We start from the raw sequence: 15,549 nt of genomic DNA, 5'->3' as shown, positions 1-15,549 counted from the left end.
GCACCTCCGCTTTGATTCTCGGTCAAGACACTGGTTTATTCGTTTAAATATGGGGCAAAATCTTATACTTTCTTAATTTGTAAAAAAAGAACCATCATCATTGATGGCCCTCCTTAAATCATCTTTATTTTTTCTTTGGAATACGTATGGTAAATTGATAATAATCGCCCATATCTTGTTCTTGTGTGTCAATATCCAGTCCGGAGTCAGTGACCATATGAACGGATTGTCTAATTGTATTGACTGCAATTCTCGAGTCTCTGCTCAGTGAAAATCGTCTATTCTTTTTTTCATCGTCCGCTTTATTAACAGCACTTTTCTCCAGGTAGTGCTTCACTTTCGCTTCGGTCTGCTTCACGTTTAGCTGCTTTGATATGATCTCATTAAGCATTTTTTCCTGCATACCTGGATCCTTAAGAATAATTAACGCACGTGCATGACGTTCAGAAATCTTCTTTTCGAGTATGGCACTTTGAACAGATGATGGTAATTTCAACAATCGCAGTTTGTTTGCAATTGTTGACTGTCCCCTGCCCAGTTTAGTCGCTAGGCTTTCTTGAGTCAGTCCGTGTATATCAATGAGCCGTGCATAAGCCATTGCCTCTTCAATCGCCGTTAATTCTTCTCTCTGCAAGTTTTCAATTAACGCAATTGAAGCCGATTGATCATCATTTAAAGGTTTAATAATTGCGGGTATTGTTTCCCAACCGAGAGATGAAACAGCCCTCCAACGACGCTCGCCGGCAATAATTTCATATTTATCTCCGGTTGGTCGAAGCACAATCGGTTGAATCACTCCATGTTCTTCAATTGTAGCCGCTAGTTCATGAATTTTTTCTGGATCAAAGACAGAGCGCGGCTGATACTGATTCGGTGTTATTAATGCAACCTTGATCTCCTGGACCCTTGCTTGCTCAAGTTCCTGCTCCGCATCTAAAGCAGCTGCTGTTTCTTCCTGTTCGTTATGATTGAAAATCTTTGAAAAATGATTTTTCATGCTCGCACCACCACCTTAGCTCTCTGACTTTACTATTCTTCTCGCAAACAACAATTCCTGCTGTGAATGTTCCACGTGGAACAATTAAAGTGGACTTTTCATTGGAATACCCGGTTTTCTAGGGTATTTTTTTGCAGTTGGTGAAATTTTATCAATGCGCACCAGTGATCTTTTTCCATTATTTTCTGGAAGATCAAGTGTTACGACACGAATTAATTTTCCACCTAGTTGCTTCATTGCATTCTCCGCCTGTTGAACCTCATCCTCCGCACTGCTTCCTTTAAGCGCAATAAAACTCCCGCCAAGGCAAACCAGCGGCAAGCAGTACTCTGAAAGTACGGACAATTTAGCAACCGCCCGCGCAGTCACGAGGTCAAAACTTTCACGTATGCCCGGCTTCCGCGCAAAATCCTCAGCGCGATCATGGCAAAGTGTTACATAGTCCAATCCAAGTTTGTCAACTACTGCCTGCAGAAAGGTTAATCTTTTTTGCAGCGAATCAACAATGGTCAGCTTAAGCCTAGGAAACAGGATTTTCATAGGAATTCCGGGAAAACCGGCACCGGATCCAACATCGCAGAGCGTTTGCACCTCTTGAATCGAAAAGTAAAAACAAGGGGTCAGTGAGTCGAAAAAATGTTTAATCATAACTTCATTCGGATCCGTTATTGCTGTTAAATTCATTTTCTTATTCCATTCAATCAGCATTTCATAATAGAGTTGAAATTGATCAATTTGCAACTCAGATAATTGAATGTTTTTTTCACTCAACAGTTTTTCTAAACCGTCCATAGCATCCTCCTGCAAACGATCAGCCTGTTCTTCTCGCTAATTTGCCCTCTTCCAGATAAACAAGCAAAATGGCAACATCACTCGGATTGACACCGGACACACGTGATGCCTGTCCCACAGATATCGGCCGCACTTTCGCTAATTTCTGCCGAGCTTCTGTAGCAATACCGTCAATCTTCTCGTAATCCAGATTCTGAGGAATTTTCTTCTTTTCCATTCGTTTCATCTTTTCAACCTGCTGCAATTGCTTACTGATGTACCCTTCATACTTCACTTGAATTTCAACCTGTTCGCCAACATCTGCAGGAATTTCACCATGTTCGGGAAGGAGTGAAGCCACATCTTGATAAGATAACTCAGGCCGTTTCAGCAATCGATCGGCTTTCATCGGTTCTCTTAGTGAAGCAGCTCCCTTATCCTTAAGCAGTTCGTCCACTTGCTCTGATGGCTTAATGGTTGTTGCAGAAAAATAATGCCGCTCCTGCTCGATCAACTTCCTCTTGACAGTAAAACGTTCATAGCGTTCTTCAGGGATTAAGCCAATATCATGTCCAATTTCCGTCAAACGCAGATCTGCATTATCATGTCGGAGCAGTAAACGATATTCAGCACGTGAAGTGAGCAAACGATAAGGTTCTTTTGTTCCCTTTGTTACCAAGTCATCAATCAGTACACCAATATAAGCCTCAGAGCGATCAAGAATCAAAGGCTCTTTGCCGAGTGCTTTTCTTGCTGCATTAATTCCGCCCATCAGGCCTTGTCCGGCCGCTTCCTCATATCCGGAAGTACCGTTAATCTGTCCGGCAGTAAACAGACCGCTGATTTTCTTCGTTTCCAGCGATGGCCAAAGCTGGGTCGGCACAATTGCATCATATTCAATTGCATAGCCTGGCCGCATCATTTCGGCTTTTTCAAGTCCTGGAATGGTTGCAAGCATTTTTCGCTGAATTTCTTCCGGCATGCTTGTCGATAAGCCGTCCACATAAACCTCTTTTGTTGCTTTTCCTTCTGGTTCAAGAAACAGCTGATGCCGGTTTTTATCATTAAATCGAACAATTTTGGTTTCGATTGACGGGCAGTACCGGGGACCCGTTCCAACAATTGCTCCGGAGAAAATCGGTGAACGATCTAGGTTCTCTTGTATAATTCTATGTGTCTCCAAATTCGTGTACGTCAGCCAGCAAGGAATTTGTTCTTTAATAAATTCCTTCGTGTCAAAGGAAAAAGCGAGCGGTGCTTCGTCACCCGGCTGAATTTCCGTCTTGGAATAATCTACTGTACGCCCATTCACCCGAGGCGGCGTCCCAGTTTTAAAGCGTACAAGATCAAAACCAAGCTCCTTTAGGTGATCGGACAATTTAACGGAAGCCTGCATATTATTCGGTCCGCTCTCATACTGCAGCTCGCCGATTATAATTTTTCCTTTTAGATAGACGCCTGTTGTTAGGACAACAGCCTTCGCGCGATAGGCTGCTCCCGTTGCAACAACCACACCTTTGCAGACGCCGTCTTCAACAAGCAGATGATCGACCATACCTTGCCTCAAGGTAAGATTCTCTGTTTCTTCGATCGTTTCTTTCATGGCGCGTTGATAAAGTTGTTTATCTGCCTGTGCTCTGAGTGCACGAACTGCAGGGCCCTTTCTTGTATTCAGCATTCTCATCTGAATATAGGTCTTATCAATATTGTGCCCCATCTCACCGCCGAGCGCATCAATCTCGCGAACAACAACACCCTTTGCCGGGCCTCCGACTGACGGATTGCATGGCATAAAAGCCACACCTTCCAAACTGATCGTCAACATCAGCGTTTTCGCACCGATTCGTGCCGACGCAAGTCCAGCTTCAACTCCGGCATGTCCGGCACCGACAACAATCACATCATAAGTACCGGCCTCATATGATTTCATTTCTGATCCTCCATTCTCTTTCATACACAATAGTATCGTTCTATTTAAAACTGCAGAGCAGTTTATTTCCCTAAGCAAAATTTCGAGAACAACTCATTGATCAGACTGTCCGACACCGTGTCGCCAACAATTTCGCCAAGCAGATCCCATGTCCGCTTAATATCAATTTGAGTCATATCAACTGGTATACCTTGTTGGGCCGCATCAATCGCGTCCGTAATCGCTGAACGTGCTTGTTTCAATAATGCAATATGACGTGTATTCGAAACATATGCCTCACCGTTTGACGTTACACTATTACTGAAGAACAAGGAAGCGATCGCTTGTTCCAACTCTTCCAGTCCTTTATCATCGATCATTGACGTTCGGAGTACCGGGTTGCTCCCGGCGAGTTCCCTGACCTCATCAATGGAAACATTCATTGTCAAGTCAGCCTTATTTAACAAAATAATTGCAGGCGTTGTCCCGATCAGTTGAAACAGCATGCGGTCCTCATCTGTAAGTGCTTCATGACTATTAATCAATAACAGAACAAGTTCTGCGGTTTTCAATAGTTCCTTTGAACGTGACACACCGATTTTCTCAACCAAATCTTCGGTATCGCGGATTCCCGCAGTATCCACCAGCTTTAACGGAACACCGCGGACATTGACATACTCCTCAATCACATCACGTGTTGTCCCCGGCACATTAGTGACAATGGCTTTAGACTCATGGACCAACTGATTCAGCAAAGAAGACTTGCCGACATTCGGTCTTCCGATGATTACCGTAGATAATCCTTCGCGTAAAATCTTGCCCTGTCTTGCTGTTGAAAGCACACGATCAAGCTGATGACGAACTGCAGATGCTTTTTCAAAAAGAATATTATTCGTCATCACTTCTGCATCATCATATTCCGGATAGTCAATATTCACTTCTACAGCAGCTAATATATCAAGCAATTGCTGCCTAAGCTTTCGAATCAAGATCGACAGCTTTCCTTCCATCTGATTCAACGCAACATTCATGGCTTGATCGGTCTTTGCACGAATCAGATCCATAACTGCCTCAGCCTGTGACAGATCAATACGCCCATTTAAAAATGCGCGTTTTGTAAACTCTCCCGGCTCCGCAAGACGGACGTTCTGGTCCAACACGAGTTCAAGAACACGGTTGACACTTGTCAGACCTCCATGGCAATTAATTTCGACCACGTCTTCACGAGTAAAGGTTTTCGGTTTTCTCATCACTGAAACCATAACTTCCTCAACCGTCTTCTTCGTCTCCGGATCCACAATCTTGCCATAATGAATTGTGTGACTGCCTACATCGCGTAACGCTTTCCCACCTTGAAAAAGCCGATCGGCTGCGGCAACGGCTTCAGAACCGCTCAGTCTCACAATGCTAATCGCTCCCTCGCCAGTCGGAGTCGAAATAGCGGCAATCGTATCATAATCCAATTTTATCACTCCTTTCTCATTCCGTCTTTCATTAATCGCTTCCTATAATTCATCCGTGAATCATGAAACAAACCATTTTTATATTATTAACGTTCCCCTGATCCGAGTCGAGGAACGATTTATTACAAGGGAAACTTTTTCAAAGACTATCATACATTATTTACCCAATAAATGAAAAATCTTAGAGAATTCTTGTTTATTTTCAACTAAAACTCCTTAATACGAAGCACCACTAATCTCTTATCTATTAGTTACTTCCTCTTGTATAAGAAAAACCGGGCAAAAAGCGCCCGGTCCTTAAATCATGCCGGATTTTGATTACGCTCCGGTTGCTCGCATCAACTGAGCGCGACCGCGGGCAGTCCGGGAGCCTCCTCAAGCAAACTAATACCTGCGGGGTCTCCCCTGGCCTGCGATCAACAGAGCCGCTCCGCAGGAGTCTCGCACCTGCGCGTTTGGCTCACAACCTTTGGCTTTGGCGAAAATCATATACTTTCTTTGCTTGCAAAAAAAGCGCACAATTTGCGCGCTTTTTCAATTGATTTGTCATTTATGAACGCGGAGCAACTGTTAAGTAACGTCTTGGTTCCTCACCGTTTGAAAAGGTCCGTACCTTGTTGCACTTAGCCAAAGCATTGTGCACGATCTTTCGTTCAAACGCAGGCATCGGTTCCAAACGATGTGGAAGACCTGTTTTCACTGTCTTTTCCGCAATACGCTTGGCAAGCGTAATGAGTGCTTTTTTGCGCGTGTCTCGATAATTTTCAGCATCAAGTATAATGTTCATTCGGTGCTCAGCATCGCTGTTCACAACACGATCAACTAAAAATTGGAGTGCGTTCAATGTCTTACCGTGCTTACCAATGAATTGAGCCGCATCTTTCCCAGAAAGTGTACAACGGCAAACACGTCTGCTGCGTTCCTCAACCTGAACATGAACTGTCAAACCGCTTTTCTTAATGATCTCGTTTAAATAGTCAATACCGTAATCAAAAGGTGTCTTAGTCATAGTAACCTTGACAAGCGCTTTCCGCGCACCAATTCCGAAAAAACCAGGTCTCGGTTTCTCAAGAATTTGAACATCTGTTTGATCTGAAGTCGCGTTTAATTCATTAAGGGCGCTGGAAACCGCTTCTGCAACCGTCTTTCCATACTTGGTTACTTCCCTCACTTCTGCTTGGCGCCTCCTGCAGGCTTTTGATCCTTTTGGTCATCGTCTTTCTTTTCATAGATAATGTAAGTCTGGAAAATCATGAAAATATTACCGACAACCCAGTAAAGTGCCAGTGCCGATGGAAAATAGAACGCCGGAACGGCAATCATAATTGGGAACACATACATCATCATCGCCATCTGAGGATTCGTATTCCCCATTCTGCCCATCATAATCTTCTGCTGCAGGAATGTCGTCGCCGCAGCAATGACCGGCAAAATGTAGAACGGATCTGCAGAACCGAGCTGGAACCACAGGAACGATTGTGTCTTGATTTCCGACGTTCTCATGATTGCCTGGTAAAAAGCAAACAAAATCGGCATCTGAATCAAGATTGGCAAACAGCCTGCAAGTGGATTCACATGATTTTGTTGGAAAAGCTTCATCTGCTCTTCTTGAAGCTTCTTCTGTGTATTCTGGTCTTTCGAACTATACTTTTTCTGCAATTCTTTAATTTTAGGTTGCAATTCTTGCATCGCACGCGAACTTTTAACCTGCTTGGCCATCAACGGCATCAAAACCAGACGGACGATAAGCGTTGTTACAATAATGGCAAGTCCGTAACTGTTCCATAAAAGGTGTGCAACTTCAATGATAAATTTTGAAAGCGGCAAAACAAACCACTGACTCCAAAAACCTGTACTTTCATCATTAATTGGTTTGTTAAGATCGGTACATCCTGCAAGCAGTAATGCCATAAAAATCAATGAACTGACAGCAAAAACCTTTTTTTTCAAAACACTACCTCCTCGATCGATCCGAACGATGTCTCAACATGCCCGTCTGTTTATGGGAGCACTTTTCGGGGACAGGATCAATCCCTCCCGGATGAAAAGGCTGACATTTTAATAAACGTTTGATCGACAGCCATCCCCCTTTAAATACTCCAAACCTCGTTAATGCCTCAACTGCATAGTTTGAGCAGGTGGGGTAAAAACGACAGGTTGGCGGTGTATAAGGAGAAATAAACCGTTGATACAAACGAATAATAAAAATAAATACGTGTTTCATACTTGCGACACCTTGCCAGAATTTGAAAGGACACGTGCTTTCTTCAGCACATGTTCCAAGCTTTTCTGCATTTCATCGTGAGACATGGTACTGACAGGTTTTCGTGAGATAATAATATAATCATTTTCTACCTCAAGCCTGTCCGCAAATTCGCGAAAAATTGCTTTTATATAGCGTTTAATATGGTTTCTCATAACGGCATTGCCCATCTTTTTACTCACCGACAGACCCAGTCTTGAATAAGGCTTGCCGTTATGTTTAAGCACATAGACGACAAACTGCCGGTTTGCAAAAGATTTGCCCTCTTTAAATACCACTTGAAAATCTTGATTCTTTTTTAATCGTTTTAATGTTTTCATGTTGTCCCTCCATGTGGGACGCCTCAACTTATGAGTTAATCGCAAATGTTATGAGAGCGGCCATGAACATTGCATTTGGTCTATTCAAAAACCGTTCTTATCCTTTTATACTACCTTCAGTATAAAGAAAAAGATCGGAATGACAAGGCTGTTTAAAGGAAAATGCAGACGCAAATTGATTGATCGAATCACAGCGCGAACACAATCCTCTTTAATCCCCCACCCGACCCATGATACTCAATTCTGCCGACGTTTAATCATCTATTAAATAGCAAGCTTTTTTTAACAAGCATAATGCCCTCTGTCCTATACACGAGATCAGTCCATCTTTTCCCTTTCTTCGTGTAAAAAAACCACTGCTCTTCACACAGTGGCTTTATGCAGACAGAACTTTTCTTCCCTTGCGGCGGCGAGCTGCTAAAACCTTGCGGCCGTTAGCTGTTGCCATACGCGCACGGAAGCCGTGAACTTTTTTCCTCTTACGGTTATTCGGTTGAAAAGTACGTTTCAATGGATACACCTCCTGTATTAATTTTAGATTGCCGACAAATCAAATGTTTGATCGCGAATTAATCACTCGCTCATTTTATCCATTCAGCCGACCTGTCAAAAGTCACCATGACGAGAATGAGATCCAGTAGGTTGTGGTTTTTCCGCCGCCCATGCATCTTCGACTGGATTCGCCATGTCTCTTTTCTCTCATTCTTCAGCCTCAATCGTTCATCGGCTTATTTGTAAAACCAGTCTGACTCATTATAAATAGTTCATGCCAAAAAGTCAATAAATAGCCGTTTCTGATTTATCCATCGCAATCTGTGGATTATTTTTTGACAAATTATTTTTTCCACACCATTTATCGACATTTTTTTCACATATCAGCCCCCTGTGCATAACCTTATTGTGCGTAAAGATATCCACTGTGGATAACATTTGTCGATCATTGCTTTAAAAGCAAATTTTTGATATGATCATAGTGCATTTATTTAGGCAAAACAAGGAATTCAAATAAAGTTTTCCACCAGCTGTGGATAATTTTGTGGACAGATGCTAACACCTGTGATTCACAGTTATCCACAGCATATGCACCATGTTGATAACTTTCAAACTTTCAAGTTGCTTCGAACTTTCTTCCCACTTGGGCGCTTGTGGATAAATTGGGAACTAAATGAATGAGAAAATTTTTATGATACGATTGCCTGCATGGAAATCCCTGTATGTTTTCTGCCCGAATAGTGAACTAGCCGCAAGACGCCAACTGGGCTGCTCGGCAAATTTTTTATTCCTTTTTTTCGGTTGCAGAGCCGTAACTTGCCGCAAGACTTCGGCTGGGCTGCTCTCAAGCAGGTTGGATTTTCAATGTGTTGATGCAATTTTAGGGAGGGCAGCTATACCTTGAACAACCTTCAAGAACTATGGGTTCAAACACTGGATATCATTAAAAAGAAGCTGAGCAAGCCCAGTTTTGAAACTTGGCTTAAGGAAACGCGCGCACAATCAATTAAGGGGCAGATCATGATTGTCAGCGTTCCAAATGAATTTTCACGCGATTGGCTTGAAGAGCATTATGCCAAACTCATTTCCGACATTCTTTATGAGATCACAGGCTCACGCTACAATGTCCAATTTGTCATCCCAAGTCGGCACAACAACAGTGACGCCTCGCCTGCCACACAGAATAAAGGAAAGAGTGATGAAATGAATTTCAGCCCAAATGGCCATGGCAATCCTTTCGGGGGTATGAGTCAAAGGAATCAGCATCGTATGGAAGATTTGGGCAATAGTATGCTCAATTCAAAGAATACGTTCGAAACCTTTGTCATCGGCTCAGGTAACCGATTCGCCCATGCCGCTTCTTTAGCCGTGGCCGAGGCTCCAGCCAAAGCTTATAACCCTCTGTTTATTTATGGAGGCGTTGGTCTTGGAAAAACGCATTTGATGCATGCGATCGGTCACTACGTGATCGAGCACAACCCATCGGCACGCGTTGTCTATCTTTCTTCCGAGAAATTCACGAATGAATTTATTAACTCGATTCGTGACAATAAAACCGTCGAATTTCGCAATAAATATCGAAGTGTTGACGTGCTCCTGATTGATGATATTCAATTTCTTGCGGGAAAAGAACAAACTCAGGAAGAATTTTTTCATACGTTTAATGCGCTTCACGAAGAATACAAGCAAATTGTCATTTCCAGCGATCGGCCGCCAAAAGAGATTCCAACGCTTGAAGATCGGCTTCGTTCCCGATTTGAGTGGGGTCTGATTACAGATATTACGCCGCCTGATTTAGAGACTCGAATTGCGATTCTGCGCAAAAAGGCGAAAGCGGAAGGCCTTGATATTCCGAATGAAGTCATGATCTACATTGCTAACCAAATTGATACGAACATTCGTGAACTTGAAGGCGCGCTGATCCGTGTGATCGCATTCTCTTCTTTGAACAACCAGGATATAAATGTCGATTTAGCAGCGGAAGCTCTAAAAGATATCATTCCGTCTGCTCGTCCCAAAACAATAACCATTCAAGATATCCAGGTTGCTGTAGGCGAGGAGTATCATTTGAAATTAGAGGATTTTGCTGCGAAAAAACGGACGAAATCGATTGCTTTTCCACGGCAGATCGCTATGTATTTGTCACGGGAGCTGACCGACTGTTCACTGCCCAAAATCGGCGAAGAATTTGGCGGCCGCGATCATACGACCGTTATCCATGCTCATGAAAAAATTACAAAACAGCTCTCGGTTGATCGTGACCTTCAGAAAAAAGTGAACGCGCTCATCGATCAGTTAAAAGCTCCGATTAAGGCATAACTGATTTAAAATTTAAACAATGAAATGCATTTTTTTACTGACAGGGGTGTGTATAATTATCCGGCACACCCCCAATTTTATCCACAGCTTATCAACATGTGGATAAAAAGAATCATCACAGTTTATCGGACTTACTAACATATTCACAAGCCCTACTATTATGATTACTATTTTTTAATTTCTTAATATAAGATTTGGAGGCAACAAGGATGCAAGAAATGCAAGACACAAATCCAAATGCAGCGCTCGCTATGGAATGTACCGTACAGAAGGAAAAACTTGTCGATGCAGTAAATCGCGTCATGAAAGCTATATCGTCGAAAACAACAATGCCAATACTTACCGGTGTAAAAATTACATCCGGATCAGACGGCATTACCTTGACTGGCAGCAACTCGGATATATCAATTAAATCATTCATTCCTCTTGAAGAAGATGGTAATGAAAATGCGACGATCAATACTCCGGGACAAATTGTCTTGCCATCTCGACTTTTTTCCGAACTTGTACGTAAGCTTCCTGATGACGAAGTTCATATTGAAGTAGACAGCAGACTGATCACGAAAATTATTTCAGGAGCAACGGAATTCAGCCTGAACGGACTTGATCCGGAAGAATATCCGAATCTGCCGATTATTAACGAAAACGATGTGTTCAGAATTCGAAAAGATCTGCTGAAAGATTTGGTCAAGCAAACCGTTTATGCCGTAGCAGTTACAGAAACACGTCCTGTCCTAACCGGAGTGAAATGGATCATTCAGGACGGTCGATTGAGCTGTGTCGCAACCGACAGTCATCGGCTCGCTCAGCGCTCGGTAACGATCGAAGATGCTGAAGAATCCGGTACTCATACCCTTGTCATTCCGGGTCCAAGCTTGAATGAGCTTTCTAAAATCCTTGATGATGACGATGAACAAATGGTGGACATTGTCATGACGAACAATCAAATTCTATTTAAAAGCCATAACGTACAATTCTATTCGCGTCTGCTTGATGGAAATTATCCGGATACAAGCAGATTGATTCCGAATGACAGCAAGACGACCATTGATTTGGGAACCAAGGCACTGTATCACGCAATCGAACGTGCATCTCTTCTCGCAAAAGAAGAGCGGAACAATGTGGTTAAACTGCGTGCAGAAGGTAATCAGGTAGAAATTTCATCCCAATCTCTTGAACTGGGGCGTGTCTATGAAACACTCGTTACAGAAAAATTTGAAGGTGATCCGCTGCGTATTTCTTTCAGTGCCAAATTCATGATGGACGCGCTGAGCAAGGTCGACGCTCAAACCGTTCGCATTCATTTTGCCGGACCAATGAGACCGATTATTATCCGTCCAATCGGTGATGAAAATATATTGATGCTGATTTTGCCGATCCGAACCTTCTAAAGTGAATGAGAACATCGGATGGCGGTCAGTTTCATGCCATGTCTGCATTCTATGTTCAATAAAAAAAAACGATGCTTATGCGTGGACAGAATTAAAGACTAGGTTGGCAAAGCAAAATCTTTGTTGTTTAGCCTTAGATATTTCTGATTTGAATAAGAAAAGAGGCAAAACGTTGAAGAACGTTAAATTAAATGCTGGAGAAACGTTCATTACACTCGGACAATTGCTGAAATTTGAAGGATTAATCCAAACAGGCGGAGAAGCCAAACATTTTTTAGCTGAAACAGAAATTTTTGTCAATGATGAACACGAAAACAGGCGGGGAAAGAAATTACATGAGGGAGACCGGATTAAAATTGCGGATTCGGCCGAATTCATCATCAGCCGCGATTAGAGGGGAGACGCCCCACTGTGAATCTTGAATCGATTGAACTGGCACATTATCGAAATTATGACAGCTTACAGCTGTCTTTTTCTAGCTCTGTGAATGTTTTTCTAGGTGAGAATGCACAGGGGAAAACGAATTTGCTTGAAGCGATCTATGTCCTGGCGATCGCAAAATCGCCGAGGACCTCTCATGATAAAGATTTAATCCAATGGGACCAGGATTATGGTAAAATAAAGGGTAGAATAGGCAAACATGGTCAATCAGTACCGCTCGAACTAATTATTTCCGGTAAAGGGAAAAAGGCAAAAGCTAATCATCTTGAGAAGCGCAGATTAAGCGATTATGTCGGTCTGTGCAATGTGGTGATGTTTGCTCCGGAGGATTTAAACCTGGTCAAGGGGAGCCCTGCTGTGCGCAGACGGTTTATGGACATGGAAATCGGACAGATTGCTCCTGTTTACATGCATCATTTAGCTGAGTACCAAAAAGTGCTTCAGCAGAGGAATGCACTGCTCCGCAAGGCGTTCGGCAATTCCCAAGGCGACAGCAGTTTTCTCGATATTTTGACTGACCGGTTGATCTCGCTTGCAGCGGAAATCATTAATCGCAGACTGGTTTTTGTCCGACAGCTTAATGAGTGGGCGGCACCGATCCAGCAGGAGATCAGTAACGGCAGGGAACACTTATCTATTGTCTATCAATCTTCAGTCCCTGAGGTATTAGATAGCGGTGATTCGTCAAAAATAGAAGAAGCCTATCAGAGCAGCTATCAGCGCTTGAAGAAAAGGGAAATGGACAGGGGAACAACCTTAATCGGACCGCATCGTGATGATCTGTGCTTTTTAGTGAATGAGAAGGATGTGCAGGCATTTGGATCTCAGGGGCAGCAGAGAACGGCAGCCTTGTCTGTAAAGCTAGCGGAAATTGAATTGATCAAACATGAAGTAGGTGAATATCCGATCCTCCTGCTTGATGATGTATTGAGTGAACTGGACGATATTAGAAAGACGCATTTGCTCGGCGTATTTCAGGAAAAGGTTCAAACCTTTGTCACGACTACATCGGTCGACGGATTGGATCATAGTTTGCTTGATCGGGCAACGCTTTTTGAAATACATCAAGGAAACGTAGAATGTACAAAACAGTAATTGGATTTCCGCCCTCTTCGGCGGAATGTATCTGAATGACGCAGGCAGCAGAAGCGGCTGTTTGAAAGAACTCAAAATCAAGGCTCTGTGCCATGAGACTATGAGTTTCTCAGATAACACCAAGTTAGGTGGGTTAAGATGAGCGAGAATCAGGAACAAAAACAATCTTATAATGCCAGTGAGATTCAAGTACTCGAGGGACTTGAAGCTGTTCGAAAACGTCCGGGCATGTACATAGGAACGACCAGTGAAAAGGGCCTCCATCATTTGGTTTGGGAAATTGTGGACAACTCGATTGATGAAGCACTTGCAGGTTATTGCAGCCATATTCAAGTAATCATTGAAAAAGAAGGCGGCATCACCGTTATGGATGACGGCCGCGGTATTCCGGTTGACATTCAAAAGAAAGTGGGCCGTCCCGCAGTTGAAGTTATTATGACCGTTCTTCATGCCGGAGGAAAATTCGGCGGTGGCGGATATAAGGTTTCTGGGGGACTGCACGGCGTGGGGGCATCAGTAGTTAATGCCCTTTCAACGACAATGTGGGTCAAGGTTTATCGGAACGGACATGTCTATTATCAAGAATATCATCGCGGGAAGCCGGCAGCTGATCTGAAAATCATCGGTGATTCTGACAAAACCGGAACGACGACTCATTTTGAACCGGATCCGGAAATTTTTACGGACACAACGACTTTTGATTATGACACACTTCGTGTACGTGTACGCGAACTCGCCTTCCTGAACAAGAACATACGGATCTCGATTGAAGACAGGCGTGCGGAGGACAAAAAAGAAACATTCCACTATGAAGGCGGTATCCGTTCTTACGTGGAATTTTTGAATCGTTCGAAGGAAGTCATTCACCAGCCGATTGATCTGGAAGGTGAGAAAGACGGCATTAAGGTTGAAATCGCGATGCAATACAACAGCGGTTTTTCAAGCCAGCTCTATTCCTTTGCCAACAACATCCATACACATGAAGGCGGCACACATGAATACGGCTTTAAGGTCGCCCTGACCCGTGTCATTAATGATTATGGACGCAAAAATCAATTTATAAAGGGCAGCGATTCCAATTTGACCGGGGACGACGTGCGCGAAGGCCTGACCGCGATTGTGTCGGTCAAGCACCCGGATCCGCAATTCGAGGGACAGACCAAAACCAAGCTTGGCAACTCTGAAGTACGAACGATCACGGATACACTTTTCTCAGAAGCATTTTCGCGGTTTTTACTTGAAAATCCCGATGTTGCACGAATCATCGTTGAAAAAGGTATTGTAGCTTCACGAGCAAGATCGGCGGCAAAAAAAGCGCGTGAGTTGACACGGCGAAAGAGCAGCCTGGAAGTATCTTCGCTTCCGGGCAAGCTTGCGGACTGCTCATCGAAAGACGCAAGCATCTCGGAATTATATATTGTCGAAGGAGATTCAGCCGGAGGTTCGGCAAAGCAAGGCAGAGACCGCCTGTTTCAAGCGATTCTCCCGCTGCGCGGTAAAATTCTTAATGTTGAGAAGGCCCGTCTTGACAAAATCTTGTCCAATGCGGAAATCCGAGCCATGATCACAGCGCTCGGTACCGGCATTGGCGATGAATTCAATTTGGAAAAGGCAAGATATCATAAAATTATTATTATGACCGATGCGGACGTCGATGGTGCGCATATCCGTACACTGTTGTTAACGTTCTTCTATCGCTTTATGCGGCCGCTGCTTGAGAATGGCTATGTTTATATTGCTCAGCCACCTCTCTTCCGCGTCCAATACGGGAAAACACTTCTGTATGCATATGATGATCTGGAATTAAAAAGGATTCAGAGCGAGCTGCCGCCAACTGTAAAGCCGGCATTGCAGCGCTACAAAGGTCTCGGTGAAATGAACCCGGAACAGCTGTGGGAAACGACCATGGATCCGGAAAATCGTCTTGTCCTGCAGGTAAATCTTGAGGATGCGATTGAAGCGGATCAGACGTTTGAAATGCTGATGGGCGATCGGGTTGAACCGCGTCGTGATTTTATCCAGCAAAATGCCCGTTATGCAGAAAATCTGGATGTTTGATCAGCAGCAGTATCTGCAGAGTTAATTTTT

Annotated in this window: 14 protein-coding genes; 5 read left to right on the top strand and 9 right to left on the bottom strand. The window is 43.5% G+C overall.

The features are described 5' to 3' along the window. Positions 1-124 precede the first annotated feature (124 nt). The 9 genes from noc to rpmH all read right to left on the bottom strand — a co-directional run bounded on the left by noc (position 125) and on the right by rpmH (position 8,234). Positions 125-997: a nucleoid occlusion protein gene (gene noc, locus AC1MBV_RS09585; protein ID WP_255748691.1), complete on the bottom strand. Its 873-nt coding sequence runs from the start codon at positions 995-997 to the stop codon at positions 125-127. 84 nt (positions 998-1,081) lie between these two features. Then, the gene (gene rsmG, locus AC1MBV_RS09580; RefSeq protein ID WP_255748690.1) at positions 1,082-1,789 is read right to left on the bottom strand and encodes a 16S rRNA (guanine(527)-N(7))-methyltransferase RsmG; all 708 of its coding nucleotides are present in this window, start codon (positions 1,787-1,789) and stop codon (positions 1,082-1,084) included. Positions 1,790-1,808: 19 nt separating this feature from the next. Further along, positions 1,809-3,698 carry a tRNA uridine-5-carboxymethylaminomethyl(34) synthesis enzyme MnmG gene (gene mnmG / locus AC1MBV_RS09575; RefSeq protein WP_255748689.1) on the bottom strand — a complete coding sequence of 630 codons (1,890 nt, stop codon included), beginning with the start codon at positions 3,696-3,698 and terminating at the stop codon, positions 1,809-1,811. A gap of 62 nt (positions 3,699-3,760) precedes the next feature. Next, positions 3,761-5,140 (bottom strand): tRNA uridine-5-carboxymethylaminomethyl(34) synthesis GTPase MnmE, encoded by a 1,380-nt coding sequence (mnmE, locus tag AC1MBV_RS09570; RefSeq protein WP_255748688.1) that lies wholly within the window; start codon positions 5,138-5,140, stop codon positions 3,761-3,763. A 550-nt stretch (positions 5,141-5,690) separates the two neighbouring features. Next, the gene (jag, locus tag AC1MBV_RS09565) at positions 5,691-6,311 is read right to left on the bottom strand and encodes an RNA-binding cell elongation regulator Jag/EloR (RefSeq protein ID WP_255748687.1); all 621 of its coding nucleotides are present in this window, start codon (positions 6,309-6,311) and stop codon (positions 5,691-5,693) included. Further along, the gene (yidC, locus tag AC1MBV_RS09560; protein WP_255748686.1) at positions 6,308-7,090 is read right to left on the bottom strand and encodes a membrane protein insertase YidC; all 783 of its coding nucleotides are present in this window, start codon (positions 7,088-7,090) and stop codon (positions 6,308-6,310) included. Before yidC ends, jag begins: the two co-directional genes overlap by 4 nt. A 4-nt stretch (positions 7,091-7,094) precedes the next feature. Next, entirely contained in the window at positions 7,095-7,364 is a 270-nt protein-coding gene (gene yidD / locus AC1MBV_RS09555; protein ID WP_255748685.1) for a membrane protein insertion efficiency factor YidD, read from the bottom strand. Then, complete coding sequence (rnpA, locus tag AC1MBV_RS09550) at positions 7,361-7,723, bottom strand: ribonuclease P protein component (protein WP_255748684.1); 363 nt, start codon at positions 7,721-7,723, stop codon at positions 7,361-7,363. The genes yidD and rnpA overlap by 4 nt, the downstream gene beginning before the upstream one ends. Before the next feature lie 376 nt (positions 7,724-8,099). Beyond that, complete coding sequence (gene rpmH, locus AC1MBV_RS09545) at positions 8,100-8,234, bottom strand: 50S ribosomal protein L34 (protein ID WP_010025605.1); 135 nt, start codon at positions 8,232-8,234, stop codon at positions 8,100-8,102. Between the two features lie 881 nt (positions 8,235-9,115). Here rpmH and dnaA point away from each other — a divergent pair. From dnaA to gyrB, 5 genes are all read left to right on the top strand, one after another. Further along, positions 9,116-10,534, top strand: coding sequence for a chromosomal replication initiator protein DnaA (gene dnaA / locus AC1MBV_RS09540; RefSeq protein ID WP_255748683.1), 1,419 nt, complete (start codon positions 9,116-9,118; stop codon positions 10,532-10,534). 209 nt (positions 10,535-10,743) lie between these two features. Further along, the gene (dnaN, locus tag AC1MBV_RS09535; RefSeq protein WP_370646084.1) at positions 10,744-11,925 is read left to right on the top strand and encodes a DNA polymerase III subunit beta; all 1,182 of its coding nucleotides are present in this window, start codon (positions 10,744-10,746) and stop codon (positions 11,923-11,925) included. 172 nt (positions 11,926-12,097) lie between these two features. After that, the gene (gene yaaA, locus AC1MBV_RS09530; RefSeq protein WP_255748682.1) at positions 12,098-12,319 is read left to right on the top strand and encodes a S4 domain-containing protein YaaA; all 222 of its coding nucleotides are present in this window, start codon (positions 12,098-12,100) and stop codon (positions 12,317-12,319) included. Between the two features lie 17 nt (positions 12,320-12,336). Continuing rightward, on the top strand, positions 12,337-13,461 hold the full coding sequence (gene recF, locus AC1MBV_RS09525) for a DNA replication/repair protein RecF (protein ID WP_255748681.1): 1,125 nt from the start codon (positions 12,337-12,339) through the stop codon (positions 13,459-13,461). Positions 13,462-13,599: 138 nt separating this feature from the next. Beyond that, positions 13,600-15,519, top strand: coding sequence for a DNA topoisomerase (ATP-hydrolyzing) subunit B (gene gyrB, locus AC1MBV_RS09520; protein WP_255748680.1), 1,920 nt, complete (start codon positions 13,600-13,602; stop codon positions 15,517-15,519). Positions 15,520-15,549 lie beyond the last annotated feature (30 nt).

Source organism: Sporolactobacillus sp. PKPK-6 (assembly GCF_056678885.1).
Note: the sequence above shows the minus strand (reverse complement) of the source record. Positions and strands in the feature narration are given on the sequence as shown.

Coding starts and splice junctions, on each gene's coding strand:
- noc (WP_255748691.1), bottom strand. CDS start 997: ATGAAAAATCATTTTTCAAAGATTTTCAATCATAACGAACAGGAAGAA.
- rsmG (WP_255748690.1), bottom strand. CDS start 1,789: ATGGACGGTTTAGAAAAACTGTTGAGTGAAAAAAACATTCAATTATCT.
- mnmG (WP_255748689.1), bottom strand. CDS start 3,698: ATGAAATCATATGAGGCCGGTACTTATGATGTGATTGTTGTCGGTGCC.
- yidD (WP_255748685.1), bottom strand. CDS start 7,364: ATGAAACACGTATTTATTTTTATTATTCGTTTGTATCAACGGTTTATT.
- rnpA (WP_255748684.1), bottom strand. CDS start 7,723: ATGAAAACATTAAAACGATTAAAAAAGAATCAAGATTTTCAAGTGGTA.
- dnaN (WP_370646084.1), top strand. CDS start 10,744: ATGCAAGAAATGCAAGACACAAATCCAAATGCAGCGCTCGCTATGGAA.
- gyrB (WP_255748680.1), top strand. CDS start 13,600: ATGAGCGAGAATCAGGAACAAAAACAATCTTATAATGCCAGTGAGATT.